General features: G+C 44.7%; 9 protein-coding genes and 1 pseudogene. 6 read left to right on the forward strand and 4 right to left on the reverse strand.

Translation table 11 applies throughout. The features are described from left to right. Positions 1 to 15: 15 nt before the first annotated feature. The 3 genes from infB (at position 16) to sufB (ending at position 5,080) form a co-directional block, all read left to right on the forward strand. The gene (gene infB / locus GCWU000325_RS00940) at positions 16 to 2,874 is read left to right on the forward strand and encodes a translation initiation factor IF-2 (protein WP_006254025.1); all 2,859 of its coding nucleotides are present in this window, start codon (positions 16 to 18) and stop codon (positions 2,872 to 2,874) included. 204 nt (positions 2,875 to 3,078) lie between these two features. Further along, positions 3,079 to 3,636 (forward strand): CvpA family protein, encoded by a 558-nt coding sequence (locus tag GCWU000325_RS00945; protein WP_169303805.1) that lies wholly within the window; start codon positions 3,079 to 3,081, stop codon positions 3,634 to 3,636. Positions 3,637 to 3,640: 4 nt separating this feature from the next. Continuing rightward, positions 3,641 to 5,080, forward strand: coding sequence for a Fe-S cluster assembly protein SufB (gene sufB, locus GCWU000325_RS00950; protein WP_040598721.1), 1,440 nt, complete (start codon positions 3,641 to 3,643; stop codon positions 5,078 to 5,080). 96 nt (positions 5,081 to 5,176) lie between these two features. On the opposite strand, the gene GCWU000325_RS00955 is transcribed toward sufB, so the two are convergent. The 3 genes from GCWU000325_RS00955 to GCWU000325_RS00965 form a co-directional block, all read right to left on the reverse strand. Continuing rightward, on the reverse strand, positions 5,177 to 7,903 hold the full coding sequence (locus GCWU000325_RS00955; RefSeq protein WP_006254028.1) for a KAP family P-loop NTPase fold protein: 2,727 nt from the start codon (positions 7,901 to 7,903) through the stop codon (positions 5,177 to 5,179). Positions 7,904 to 8,604: 701 nt separating this feature from the next. Next, positions 8,605 to 9,345 carry a LytR/AlgR family response regulator transcription factor gene (locus GCWU000325_RS00960; protein WP_006254030.1) on the reverse strand — a complete coding sequence of 247 codons (741 nt, stop codon included), beginning with the start codon at positions 9,343 to 9,345 and terminating at the stop codon, positions 8,605 to 8,607. Positions 9,346 to 9,349: 4 nt separating this feature from the next. Next, positions 9,350 to 10,375: a sensor histidine kinase gene (locus tag GCWU000325_RS00965; protein WP_006254031.1), complete on the reverse strand. Its 1,026-nt coding sequence runs from the start codon at positions 10,373 to 10,375 to the stop codon at positions 9,350 to 9,352. 142 nt (positions 10,376 to 10,517) lie between these two features. Between GCWU000325_RS00965 and GCWU000325_RS00970 the strand changes: the two genes are divergently transcribed. After that, positions 10,518 to 11,420, forward strand: a complete 903-nt coding sequence (locus GCWU000325_RS00970; RefSeq protein WP_006254032.1) for a DUF6268 family outer membrane beta-barrel protein — start codon at positions 10,518 to 10,520, stop codon at positions 11,418 to 11,420. A 33-nt stretch (positions 11,421 to 11,453) separates the two neighbouring features. Here GCWU000325_RS00970 and GCWU000325_RS12605 read toward each other — a convergent pair. Continuing rightward, positions 11,454 to 11,561, reverse strand: a pseudogene (locus GCWU000325_RS12605) (tyrosine-type recombinase/integrase); the annotation flags it as partial. 284 nt (positions 11,562 to 11,845) lie between these two features. On the opposite strand from GCWU000325_RS12605, the gene GCWU000325_RS00975 reads away from it, so the two are divergent. Together GCWU000325_RS00975 and GCWU000325_RS00980 are read left to right on the forward strand one after the other, a co-directional pair. Continuing rightward, positions 11,846 to 13,075 (forward strand): site-specific integrase, encoded by a 1,230-nt coding sequence (locus GCWU000325_RS00975; protein WP_006254035.1) that lies wholly within the window; start codon positions 11,846 to 11,848, stop codon positions 13,073 to 13,075. A gap of 186 nt (positions 13,076 to 13,261) precedes the next feature. Then, a partial coding sequence (locus GCWU000325_RS00980) for a DUF4372 domain-containing protein (protein ID WP_040598724.1) occupies positions 13,262 to 14,101 on the forward strand: 840 nt, incomplete at its 3' end.

Below are 14,101 nucleotides of genomic sequence, written 5' to 3' on the forward strand. Positions count from 1 at the left end.
TTTCACCACCGAAGCATGAGCATAAGATTAAATAAAGCCCTCAAAGAGTTTAACATAGGCAAGGATACGGCTGTAGAATTCTTGGCCAAAAAAGGCCATGAAATAGAGTCGAACCCCAACACTAAATTGTCAGACGAGCAATACGATTTGTTGCGTCGCGAATTTAAGAAAGATGAAGAGGTGCGCCGCAAGGCTACGGAGCTGAGCCAAGGCCGTCAGCAAGAAAAGAAAGAGAAAAAGGCTCAGAAATCAGAACGACGGGCGACAGAAGAGGTAAAAACTGTCGTTCCGGAGGACTTGCGTCCGCAAATCAAGATAAAAGGGCAAGTAGATCTTGACGCACCTGCTAATGTAGAGGCGGCTCCTGAGGCGGAAAGAAAGGAAGAGAAACCGATTGAGACATCTGCAGCGGCAAAGCCCATAGCTACTGAATCGCCGAAAGAAGCTGTTAGTGCGCCTGTAAAAGAGACGACAGCGAAACCGGCAGAGCCGGCAAAAGCAGCAACAACGCCGGAAGAACCAACGGTCAATAAGCCCGTAAAGGAAACTCTTTCAGAGCCAAAAAGCGCAGCGAACGAAGCCGGTACTGCGACTGAAAAGCCGAAAAAGCCTGCTAAACCGACAAAAGAAGAACGTGAACAGCAGATTGGCGAGACGAAAAACGGTGTATTTGAATTGCGCTCAACACCGGAATTGAGTGCGCCAAAAGTTGTCGGACAGATTGACCTTTCAACGCTTAATCAATCGACGCGCCCGAAGAAGAAAGGCAAAGATGAGCGCCGCAAAGAGCGCGAGAAAAAGAAACGCAGCCGCATCGGCGCACAGCGTGTCGACATCAACGCTACAGCGAATCAACTGCAAAACAATGAGCGTCGCAAGCCTGGCAACAACAGCAACAATCAGCAGACATCACAAAGCAACAACCGCAGACGTAACCGTAAGGTGAAAGAAGCGGTTAAGACTGAGATTAGCGAGGAAGATGTAGCAAAGCAAGTAAAAGAAACACTCGCACGCCTGACGAATAAGTCAAACAAGAACACGAAGGGCGCTAAATATCGCAAGGAAAAGCGCGAACAAGTGCGCGAACGCGAAGAAGAGCTCCGCCGCGAAGAGCGTGCCGAGAGCAAGATTCTGAAACTAACGGAATTTGTTACGGCAAACGAATTGGCAACGATGATGGATGTGCCTGTGACGAAAGTCATTGGTACGTGTATGAGTATCGGCGTGATGGTCAGCATCAACCAACGCTTGGACGCAGAAACCATTGACATTGTTGCCGACGAGTTTGGTTTCAAGACCGAATTTGTGAGTGCCGAAGTGCAAGATGCCGTTCAAGAGGAAGAGGATGATGAAGAAAACCTCGAGCCACGCGCTCCGATCGTTACCGTAATGGGTCACGTTGACCACGGTAAGACTTCATTGCTCGACTATATCCGTAAAGCCAACGTCATCGCTGGTGAGGCCGGCGGTATCACGCAACATATCGGTGCTTATAATGTACAGTTGGAGAGCGGACGCCATATTACGTTCCTTGATACGCCGGGTCACGAAGCCTTTACGGCAATGCGTGCACGCGGTGCACAAGTAACCGACATCGCCATTATTATCATTGCGGCCGATGACGACATTATGCCGCAAACGAAAGAGGCAATCAACCACGCAGTAGCAGCTAACGTGCCCATCGTCTTTGCTATAAACAAAGTAGATAAACCTACGGCCAACCCGGATAAGATCAAGGAGAGTTTGGCGGCTATGAACTTCCTTGTGGAAGAATGGGGAGGCAAATACCAAAGTCAGGATATTTCTGCCAAAAAAGGTCTCGGCATAAAAGAGCTGCTTGAAAAGGTATTGCTCGAAGCAGATATGCTTGATTTGAAGGCTAATCCTAACCGCAAAGCTACGGGTACGATTATCGAATCAGCGCTTGATAAAGGGCGCGGATACGTAGCTACGATTTTAGTAAGCAACGGCACGCTGCATCAAGGCGATGTCGTATTGGCCGGCACCAACTTTGGCCGCGTCAAAGCTCTCTTCAATGAGCGCAGCCAGCGTATAGATAATGTAGGGCCTTCCATGGCGGCTACGCTATTAGGCTTCAACGGCGCCCCGCAAGCCGGCGATCAGTTCCACGTAATGGATACTGAGCAAGAAGCGCGTGAGATTACCGCTAAACGCGAACAATTGCAGCGCGAACAAGACTTGCGTACGCACAAGATGCTGACGCTCGACGAACTGGGTCGAAGAATCAAGCAGGGCAATTACCAAGAATTGAACATCATCGTCAAAGGTGACGTGGACGGTTCTGTCGAAGCGCTTTCCGATTCTTTCATCAAACTATCTACACCGGAAATCGCCGTCAATGTAATCCATAAAGGCGTAGGTCAGATTAGCGAGAACGACGTCACACTCGCCGCAGCGTCACAAGCCGTGATTGTTGGCTTCCAAGTGCGTCCCAGTCAAGCAGCACGCAAGATCGCAGATCGCGACGGCGTAGAGATTCGTCAATACTCTATCATCTACGATGCGATCGACGACGTGAAGAAGGCAATGGAGGGTATGTTGCAGCCGATCCTCAAAGAAGAAGTTACCGCAACGCTCGACGTTCGCCAAGTTTACCATATCTCCAAAGTGGGCTACGTGGCCGGCGCTTATGTCTCTGATGGTAAAGTGCACCGCACCGACAAGGCTCGCCTTATCCGCGATGGTATCGTCATCTTCTCCGGCGGCATTAACGCCTTGAAGCGCTTCAAAGACGATGTGAAAGAAATCGGTACAAACTTTGAGTGTGGTATAAGTCTTGTAAACTGCAACGACATCAAGGAAGGCGACATCATCGAGACTTACCAAGAAGTAGAAGTTAAACAGAAGCTATAAACTGCTTGCAGCTGCCATCGTCGGTTGAAGTGTGCGCCACTATATATATAATGTGTATGAGGCCTGATATTCGATTGACTTCGCAGCTCCACCAGCTATAAACAGAAAAAGAGGCAGACGCGCAGTTACATCCATTGAGATGTTATGCAGTCTGCCTTTGTTTCTTATCCGGTGCACTTCCGTGCCCACCAAATACTAACAGCTATGACATTAGACATATTTATAATTGCTATTCTGCTTTGGGCAGGCTTCAACGGCTGGAAGAAAGGTTTGCTTAAGGAACTCATTTCTATGGGCGGCTTTCTGCTTGGCCTCTTAATTGCAGCCACCTGCTACTCTACCTTAGGAGAATACTTAGCAGTCAATGGTTCACAGGTAAATATGCTGACCAGCCTCATCGCGTTCTTAATTCTGTGGATCATCGTCCCCATCGCTTTAGGCTTTGTGGCAACTATGCTTACCAAGACATTGAAAGGGATGAAACTCGGTACGCCCAACTCGATCTTAGGCTTGCTCGTTAGCGTACTCAAATATGGTTTGTTGCTCAGTTGCTTACTAAGCGCTATGAACGCACTCGGACTCCTCAGCCAAGAGAAGATAGCGGGGTCGCACCTTTACAAACCGACGACGAGCATCGTCTCTTTTATTTTTGAGCACGGCATTACGCAGAGCGATGATAAGCAAGGCCAAACTGCTGATACAACTTGGGTAGACATGCAGCCTGCAGCCGATGCTGCAAAGCAATCTTCCAAAAAGCATTAAAACTATGGCAGACGAGAAAGATATTATACGGGAGACCTTTGATAAAAAGTACGAATACGGCTTTACGACCGACGTCGAAACTGAAATCATCCCTACCGGACTGAATGAAGATGTCATTCGTCTTATCTCTCATAAAAAGGAAGAACCCGAGTGGCTTTTAGAATTCCGCCTGCGTGCCTTTCATTATTGGCAAACGCTGGCGCAACCTGAATGGGGCCACGTGAATCTGCCGGCTATCGACTATCAGGCAATATCTTATTATGCCGACCCCTTAAAGAAAAAGTCGGGCAAGAAAGAGATCGATCCGGAGTTGATGAAGACCTTCGACAAACTGGGCATTCCGCTTGAAGAGCGCTTGGCCTTAAGTGGCGTGGCTGTCGATGCTGTGATGGACTCCGTATCGGTGAAGACGACTTTCAAAGACAAGTTGCAGGAGAAAGGAATCATCTTTTGCAGTATGTCAGAGGCTGTCCGCGAAAACCCCGACTTGGTGCGCAAATACTTAGGCAGCGTTGTGCCCTATCGCGACAATTATTTTGCCGCACTCAATAGTGCCGTCTTTTCTGATGGTTCGTTTGTCTACATTCCCAAAGGCATCCGTTGCCCAATGGAACTATCTTCTTATTTCCGCATCAATGCACGCAACACCGGACAGTTTGAGCGCACGTTGATCGTCTGCGAAGACGGCGGCTATGTCTCTTATTTGGAGGGTTGCACTGCGCCACAGCGCGACGAGAACCAATTGCACGCCGCCATTGTAGAAATCATTGTGGAAAAAGAGGCAGAAGTAAAATACAGTACGGTACAGAATTGGTATCCCGGCGATAGCGAAGGCCGCGGCGGCGTATATAATCTCGTTACCAAACGAGGACAATTGCGTGGCGCCAACAGCAAACTCTCTTGGACGCAAGTGGAGACAGGCTCGGCCATCACGTGGAAATATCCCTCCTGCGTATTGATGGGCGACAATTCGCAAGCCGAATTTTACAGTGTCGCCGTGACCAATCATCACCAAGAGGCTGATACGGGCACTAAGATGATCCATTTAGGTAAGAATACGCGCAGTACGATTGTTTCCAAAGGCATATCCGCCGGCAAGAGTCAAAATTCTTATCGCGGTTTAGTAAAATGCTCTTCCCGCGCTGATGGAGCGCGCAACTACTCTTCCTGCGATTCACTCCTCTTAGGTAGCGAGTGCGGCGCACATACTTTCCCTTATATTGATGTCAACAACAACAACGCCATCGTAGAGCACGAAGCCACGACTTCAAAGATCAGCGAAGACCAGTTGTTCTATTGCAACCAGCGCGGCATCCCCCCCGAGGCAGCCGTAGATCTGATTGTCAACGGCTATGCCAAAGAAGTAATCAACAAACTCCCAATGGAATTTGCCGTAGAAGCGCAAAAGCTCCTCAGTCTTTCCCTCGAAGGCAGTGTAGGATAATAGCTTCTTTATAAACAACCAAGACAATGGCCGGCATTTCAATTGAAATACCGGCCATTGTTGTATGTATCTTTTCAAAGAAAGTGCTTTAATAAATTATCTTTCCTGTGCCTTCTCTATTTGTGATAGTGTCTTTAACTTGAAATCTATCTCATTCAATATTTTTTCCTTTAAGGCTATGGGCAGTTGAATGTTTTTTAGTTCTTTTTTATTCTTACTAAGTAGTCCTGAAAGCTTTGACAGCTCTTCAGATGTTAACGTTTGATCCTCTATATTGATTTCAGATATAACTATCTCTATCTGCTTCATCTTATCAAGCATCTTTACCTCTTCAACTAAATCATTCTTAATCATCTCATTCACAGGACCTATATTTCTGTAATCTATCGGCATATAATTATTAGCTTTGTAAAGCTGCCAACAATTCCAAGCTAGAAGAGAACCTGCTAACTCATCTTTCTTACACTTCTTTAAGAACGCCTCCAACTGAGTTTCACCTCCAAAGATCTCTCGACAGCAATGCTCACAAGTAAAGCAATGATAGTTCGAACCTTCAAACCAACGCGGAACAATAAAATTGCTTATATAGAAAGCAGGGGCTTTTTCGATTCTTTCGCGATATGCACAGAGGCATTCTTGATTATATACTACTTCTCCAAAAGCATCTTTTTTAGATTCAATGCATCTATACAACAGCTCTTGCAACCATTGTTCATCAGTTGCAGGATCATTAGCTGCCGCTTTAAATTTATCTATTATAAAAGGCCATATGTCTGCATCTTTTATCAGATACTCCTCTTCTTTGGGTTTACCGTTCGTATAGTCAACATGAAGCTCTTTAGCGATATAGAGTTTTGACCCTTCGCTTTTGATAATCTCGAGCAACCTACTCTTATAAGATTCTTTATCTAACTTGTACTTACTTATATATTTTTCGACATTTTGCAAAGCAATTAGCTTTAAAAATAACGCATAAGCTTGTAAATTAGGCACTTTATCCGCAGTATATGTAACCAGATCTACATATCTTATAAAGGATGCTTCATTAAAACTACCCATATCCTGATTAGCCAAGTATTGAACGAAGTCTTCTATCTCATCTTTACTTACAGCCCATTTATCAATCTTCATTTTCGCCTCAGTCAATTCCATTTCAAAGAGCACTTTCATCTCTGAAATTCTGAGTGCACTATATATTTGGTTTGCAAAGTAGTTATAAAAACTTTTTCTTTCACAAATACGACGATAGGTATTTTTATCATTGTCATCCATCTGAGTAAATGACAATTTAAGCACAGATAATATTTTGTCTACTTCATTACCATTTTCTAGATCATCATCCGTTTTAAGATATAATATATTATTTCCAAATAGGGAGAACTCATCCCCTGTTTCAAGATACTTCTGCTTAAATATACCCTTGTAAAGTTCTGGATAACGATACTTCACCAATTGAAGCAACAAAAAGTCACTAACAAAGACCTCTCCCCTTATTGGTTCGAAGTCAAGCACTACTTGATTGATATAACGCTTGGCATCTCTAAGTGTTGGTATGTATTCCTCAAATATAGAAGTTTGATCAGTGAGTACTCGTCGTATATTCTCTCCCTCACTATCATTTGCCGCCAATTGTTTGCATAGTGTCGCTTTTATATAGTCTGAAATGACTTCACATTTGCGAAAAGGTATAGCAAACTCTACATCAAAGAATTTGTCTACAAAGCAAGCATCCGGAGTCTGATAAGTATCCCCTAATACCCTATTGACCTGTTCTTTATCATAAGCCGTAAGGAATATAAGATTGGTAAATGCCGCATTGCCGTCTATCAATTTCAGCACCTCAAGAATTTCTTCTTTTGACAATCGATCAAAGTCATCTATTATAACCAATACCCTCTTTTTAAGAGCAGCAAAGGACTCTTTGATAGAATCCTTTAGACTGTCTTTATCCCAAATTCGGTATATACTAAGAACTCTCTCTACTATACTGCGGTTATCTATCAATTGCAGTGAAGCCATATAATCTTTCATAATATGGCTGCATCTGGAATCGTATTTAGCCAATACGCAGGCTATCATAGAAAAGAAATCTTCCTGAATCGTCTGAACCGATTTACTATCACGAGGTACGAAATATACTATTTCAAACTCGTCCTCATTGATCTGCTCTCGTATAAGATTTAAGAATGAACTTTTACCACCACCCCAAGGTGCAGTGATTGCTATGCTACTCGTCTTCGCTCTGTTGCGAGCCCTTATTTCCTTAGCAATCTTTTGGGCTTCCCCCTTCAAACTGAAAACGTCTTCCTTTTCCCTTTCTATGGGATTATCCTCCAACAAGGTTCCTATAGGTTCATCTTTTGCTGCTTTCTCTTTTTTATAACAATTAAAGAGTGCAAGCACAACATAAGCAAAGCATACAAAAGTTATCACATCTACATAAGCAAAAATCCAGGTCCAAATAACATATTCATAACTGCTACATAGACGACAAATCAGCAACAGAGTTGTGACAAAACACAATCCGCCTATCCAATATTTGCTAAACTGGTATCTTATCTTGCATCGCTTTACAATATCCCACGAACAAGCCAACAGAAAAACGACAGTTATGAGACCAACGCCTATGTTTGATTCAAAGGGCTTGAGAAGAGGAGTTATGATATAATCCTCGTACAACTCCATTAAAGGCTTATGGTAGGCCAAGGTAATAAGGAGAATAAGCAAAGCGGTTAAAATGAATCTAACCATTTTTGGCTCTTGTATTTTCTTCCAAATAACTTGTGCTTTCTTCCGAACAACCTGAAGTATGTTTTTTATCATGATTATAGGATTCAATAGCAAGTACAAAATTAGTTTATCTCTTTGAAAACTTGTACTTTTAAGCTGTCAAAGTTAAATTCTCTTTGAAAACATTTGCACTACATCGTATCTTATATCAATGATAACACCATTGCATCCCCATATAAGATAAGAGCAGTATACGCTATTGAGCATAAAGCTGATTTTTCTACTCGCCCCAATTCATATACAACAATATTTTTAAAGACCAACCCTAAGGGGTTGAAAATTAACCTACCATCTGATGCAGGGTTGACGCTGTGCGTCAACCCTGCCCTACCAAAAGACTAACCCCGATGGGGTTATTTGTGGATGAAACTATGCGGAAATCAGGTAGATTTAGGTAGAAATTCATCGCATACATAAGTGCGGCCGACGGCGATGGGGGTATTTGTGGACGCAGATGCGCGATAACAAGACAATTTTGAATGCCTAAAGGTATAAAAACTTTAGGAAATAGTAAAGCCCTGGCTTGAGAAAGTCGGGGCTTTGTGCAGAAAAAGAGAATATGACCATTTGGACACACTCTCGTTCTTATTGAGTGATCCCATTTTATTCGGAAGTTTGCCATACATACTTGATTTTTTTTATTATTCATACTCTGCAAAGGATTCTGCTCCCATATCGACTGCCTTTGGTACACATACAAAAGAACTCTCAATGAGTTTCTCGTACTGTCATTGCTATTTACTTATCAGATTCTTATACACAACAGACCGCAACAGCTCGTCTTTTCGCTGCTTTGAGACGGGAAGTTCTTTCCCACCCATGAAAATCCGCCCTCCCGAAATGGTATCTATATGGGATATGTTGACAAGAAAGGATCGGTGTATTCTGAAAAAGGCTTCTCGGGGCAACATTTCTTCTAAAGACGTCATGGTTTGGTGAATGGTCAAAACCCTGTCCTCGAAATGCAGTCTTACGTAGTTCTGCATACCCTCCGCGTAAAGAATGTCTTCCCATGCAATCCGCTTGAAGGAATCTCCCTGCCTGATATACATGCCCGGAGCCGTTGTTTCTTCGCGTCCGCTTTGCAGGAGAAACATCTCCCGTGCTTTCGATACCGCCTGAAAGAAGCGCTGAAAGGCAATGGGTTTCATCAGATAATCTGTAACGTGCAATCGGAAACCATCAAGCGCATATTCCGAATATGCCGTGGTGATGATGGTCAATGGCGGTTTATCCAACGACTCCAAAAAGTCCAATCCTGAAAGACGGGGCATGTTAATATCCAGAAACATCAGATCAATCTCTTTGTTTCGGAGGATTTCGGCAGCCTCCGACGCCGACGAACAGGAAGCGGCAACTTCCAGAAAATCCAACTTTCCGATATAGTTCGCAATTCCTTTTACGGCAATTGACTCGTCGTCCACCACCAAACATTTCATCCTGTACGGGTTCGTTTTCAATATCATTTCCACCATCGGTTTAGAAATCAATTACAAGTTTTGTATGATAGCAGTTTTCCGTTTCATCGATTGTCAAGTCATATTTTCCGAAACAGAGTATATCCAACCGCTCTTTTATGTTTTTAAGTCCCCTCCCTCCCGTATCTGTTCTTCTTGCAGGCAATGCCGGTTTAGAGTTTTTTACTTCAAGAAAGATGGTACTGCCCGCCTGCCGCAGACAAATATCGATATATCCCTTTTCCATATCAGCACCGGCAACATGCTTGAACGCATTTTCCACAAACGCAATGAAGAGCAATGCCGGGATTTCCACCTGTGCGTTTTCAATCTCCCACGAACACGACAACGTGAGCTTGTCGTCCCGGCGCAACTGCTCCACGGCAATGAAATCTTTCAGGAATTGCACGTCCTCGCCGAGCGTTACGCTTTGCCTGTCTCCGCTATACAGCTGATAACGCAATATCTCGGAATACCTTATCAGCAGTTCCGACGCCAGTTCCACATCGGTCTGCATCAGCACGTGTATGTCGTTCAGCACGTTGAACATGAAGTGAGGCGTCATTTGATGCCTGAGCGTGCACAACCGATATTCGGCAAGCCGCTGCTGCGACCTGACATATTCCAAAAAGAAACGCAGTCCACAAATGGCGATATTGATGATAACACCCGCCGAAACAGGTACGAAAAAGGCGTAAGGTTGCGTTGCTGACAAGTTGAAACAGCCTGACACGAGAAACACTCCCGCCTTTTCCAAACCGGAAAACAGTTCGATGCAGCTCACAAAGACAAGTCCCACAACCAGCGATAACGCGACAAACTGCCCGGCAAACCGCCCTGCTTCTTTCTGTTTCATGGCTCGCAGCAGCAAAGGTCCGCTCAGGTAGTTGGCAACAGGGCACATCGTAATGATCAGAAGTGCAGCAAACAGCACCGATTCGAGTGCCGACGCCGTTTGCGGCATCACCTGAAGCCAGAAAATAAAAAACATCAATATCCAAAATGGGATAATAATGTATCGGTCTTTTTTTATCAAGTCGATATTCATACTGCAAAGTTAACGGATTAAATGAAAGATATATTATTATTCGTCAAAGGTAAGGCTGTGATTCGTCAAAGAGATTTTGGCAAATGGCGGTCGGACATATAACTTTGTGGCAGATTATTATTATTCATTCATAAATACCAAGATGAAAAAAATATTGCTTTTAGAATTAATGATGGCTGCCTGCACGGGCTTAAATGCCCAAATCATGTTCAAAACCGAATATTTCGGAGAATCGGATTATCGAATGACAGAAGGCGATACGGACAGGAAAGTGGGAAACAGCAAAGGTTCGGCGGTTGTTTATCAGGGCGGTGTCAATATTCCGCTGTCGATGAAACTCGATGAAAACAAACGCCCTACCATGTGGGCACTCAGTGTGGGAGGAGCATATGTAAGGCTCGATAACAAAGGTTTCACGGAGCCTTTGGTCATCGACGAGATAATGAACCTCGGCCTGAGCCTGAATCATTTAAGGCCTTTGAATGACAGATGGTCGATGCTCGCCACCGTCGGAGGCGGCATTTATATGCCGAGCACTAAGCTTTCCAAAATCAGGTTCAAGAACGTTTTGGGCAGTGTGGGAGTGGTTTTCATCTATCATCTGAAACCGAATCTTGAATTGGGCGGGGGGATTGTTTTGAATAACTCCTTCGGCTATCCGATGCTGTTCCCCGCCTTTTACCTGAACTGGGCGACGGCTGGAAAATATACCGTAAAAATCTCGATGATGGACGGTGTGGAAATGTCGGCGGGATATAATGCGAACAGGCATTTAAGTCTGAACATCGTGGCGGAAATGAAGGGACAAATGGCGCTGATAGTGCAGGACGGAAAAGACAAAATCTTCTCCCACCAATACATTATCGCTGGCTTCCGCCCCGAAATAAAACTCGGCAAACGCATCTCTATTCCCCTCACGGCCGGCATTCATGTCATACGCCCTGCGGAAATCACTGACAGGAGCTTAAAGAGTATGTTTCGGGACAGGTCATGCTATTTCCAAGTATCTCCTTATGCTTCTGCCGGTTTGAATATCGAATTTTAGCCGATGATAAGAAGTTGCCTTTCTATGCAATTATATCTGTGTGCTAGCGATTGAAGCGTGTCCCATCATCTTGGCGATACTCTCAATAGGAATTTCCGCACTCAAAGCAAGCGTACCGAATGTATGGCGCGCCAGGTGGTAAATACAAGCCTAAGCAGGCGTAAGAGGAACATAGGTGAAAATATGGTAACCGGTTGTGAATTAGTCGTTTTTCCATATTCTGCGACAGATAGAGATAGGCAAAACAGTATGGGATATTGAGACCTTTCAGTTACCAAATCGTTATCCTGTTGTTTCCCGAACAAACTGAGGTGACGATTATTGGAAGAATTTTCTCATCTCGTTTCTTTCTGTCTGTTTATCAATGTTTTGCTTATCAAAGAACGCTTTGATAAGGAATAATTTTGCCCATAAAATTAAAGCGTATGAAGATAGAGAAATTCAAGGTGTTGCTCTACCTGAAAAAGAGCAGACCCGACAAGTCGGGCAAGGCTCCGATCATGGGGCGTATCACCGTCAATCGTTCAATGGTGCAGTTCAGTTGCAAAATCTCCTGCATCCCCGATTTATGGAATCCTCGTGAGAGTCGATTGAACGGCAAGAGCAATGAAGCCGTGGAGGTCAATGCCAAATTGGACAAACTGTTGCTTTCCATTCATGCGGCATTCGACACCTTGGTGGAACGCAAGATGGATTTTGATGCAGAAGCGGTCAAGAATTTGTTTCAGGGAAGCCTCGAAACACAGGTAACATTGCTTGGAATGACGGATGTGGTCTGTGAAGATTTGAGGAAGCGTATCGGGATAAACCGGGCAAAGGGAACCTACCCTGCCTATATTTATACCCGAAGAACCTTGGCAGAGTTCATCGAAAAGGAGTTTCGCACCAAAGACATTGTCTTCGGTCAGATGACGGAGCAGTTCATTCACGACTATCAGAGTTTCATCTTGGACGATAAAGGACTTGCCATAGAGACCTGCCGACACTATTTGGCTATCGTCAAGAAGGTATGCCGTAGAGCCTACAAGGAAGGTTATGCCGACAGATGCTTCTTCGCACACTTCAGTCTTCCCAAACAAAAGGAAAATACACCAAAAGCCCTAAGCCGGGAATCCTTTGAGAAAATCCGTGACTTGGTTATTCCCGAACATCGTACCTCCCATATCTTGGCAAGAGACCTCTTCCTCTTTGCCTGCTATACGGGAACTTCCTATGCTGATGCGGTATCGGTTACACGAAACAATCTCTTCACCAATGATGAAGGAAGTCTATGGCTCAAATACCGCCGCAAGAAAAACGAGCTTCGTGCCTGTGTCAAGCTGCTGCCCGAAGCTCTTACCCTGATAGAGAAGTACAGGGATGATGAGCGTCCGACACTCTTTCCAATGCTGTACCACCCCAATCTACGTCGCCTGATGAAAAGCCTTGCAGTTCTTGCCGACATCAAGGAAGACCTGACCTACCATGCCGGCAGGCATTCCTTCGCTTCGTTGATCACTCTGGAAGTCGGAGTACCCATAGAGACTATCTGCAAGATGCTGGGACACTCAAACCTGCAAACTACGCAGGTATATGCGAAGGTAACTCCCAAGAAACTCTTCGAGGATATGGACAAATATATCGAAGCGACAAAGGATTTGAAACTCATATTATAAACACCCATAAATAACGAATGAATTATGCGTAGCACATTCTCTTTATTACTCTATTATTGCTGTCCGATAAAAGTTTTTTGATTGATATGCCGTTCTTTTGGAGAGGGCAAAAAGTAAAGGGCTGATTTCGTTTTGTAAAGTCAGCCCTTAATGGTTAATTTGTATTCGACAAAAAAACATTTAACCATGGGTAAAAGTACACATTTTAGCGGACAGCCGCTCTATTCTCAGATCATAAAATTGTTGAACAAGTCCGAAATCCTCCGCATAAGCAGCGAACAGGGCGCAGAACGCTATGTCAAGAGCTTTGACGCTTGGACTCATCTGCTTGTGATGCTTTATGCCGTCATCATGCGTTTCGACTCTCTACGTGAAATCACCGCGTCCCTTCAGGCCGAGGCCTGTAAGCTGCGCCATCTCGGCATCTTCATGATGACTTCAAGGAGCACTTTGGCGGATGGAAACAAAAGGCGTTCGGAGGCGGTCTTTGAGGCCGTTTATAGGGATTTATACGCCAAGCATCGTCATCTTCTTTCTTCGGACAGCCGGCTGTGCACAAGAAAAAATGAACCGAAATGGATGAAACGGCTGAAGATAATTGACTCCACAACGATTACCCTCTTCTCCAACCTGCTCTTCAAAGGCGTGGGCAGACATCCCAAAACAGGTAAAAAGAAAGGGGGTATCAAAGTGCACAGTATAATCCAAGCCAACGAGGGAGTTCCATCGGACATCCGCTTCACTTCCGCAGCCACCAACGACTCTTTTATGCTCTTGCCGGCCACGTTGAACAGGGGGGATATCATTGCCTTGGATCGTGCCTACATCGACTATGCGAAGTTTCAGCAGATGACGGAGCGCGGCGTCGTCTATGTCACGAAGATGAAGAAGAACCTGCAATACACGATAGAGGAGGACGTCATGTGTCAAACGCCGGAAGGGGTGATGCAGGTTCGTGTACAACGGGTTACTTTCCGAAAGAAACTCAAGGGCGGTTCCAGCATTGTCCATCACGCACGCATCGTC

The sequence above is a fragment of the Alloprevotella tannerae ATCC 51259 genome, assembly GCF_000159995.1.
Lineage (GTDB): Bacteria > Bacteroidota > Bacteroidia > Bacteroidales > Bacteroidaceae > Alloprevotella > Alloprevotella tannerae.

Excerpts from the sequence above, each read along its gene's own strand:
- GCWU000325_RS00955 (WP_006254028.1), bottom strand. The coding sequence starts at position 7,903 with ATGATAAAAAACATACTTCAGGTTGTTCGGAAGAAAGCACAAGTTATT.
- GCWU000325_RS00945 (WP_169303805.1), top strand. The coding sequence starts at position 3,079 with ATGACATTAGACATATTTATAATTGCTATTCTGCTTTGGGCAGGCTTC.
- sufB (WP_040598721.1), top strand. The coding sequence starts at position 3,641 with ATGGCAGACGAGAAAGATATTATACGGGAGACCTTTGATAAAAAGTAC.
- GCWU000325_RS00965 (WP_006254031.1), bottom strand. The coding sequence starts at position 10,375 with ATGAATATCGACTTGATAAAAAAAGACCGATACATTATTATCCCATTT.
- infB (WP_006254025.1), top strand. The coding sequence starts at position 16 with ATGAGCATAAGATTAAATAAAGCCCTCAAAGAGTTTAACATAGGCAAG.
- GCWU000325_RS00960 (WP_006254030.1), bottom strand. The coding sequence starts at position 9,345 with ATGGTGGAAATGATATTGAAAACGAACCCGTACAGGATGAAATGTTTG.
- GCWU000325_RS00975 (WP_006254035.1), top strand. The coding sequence starts at position 11,846 with ATGAAGATAGAGAAATTCAAGGTGTTGCTCTACCTGAAAAAGAGCAGA.
- GCWU000325_RS00970 (WP_006254032.1), top strand. The coding sequence starts at position 10,518 with ATGAAAAAAATATTGCTTTTAGAATTAATGATGGCTGCCTGCACGGGC.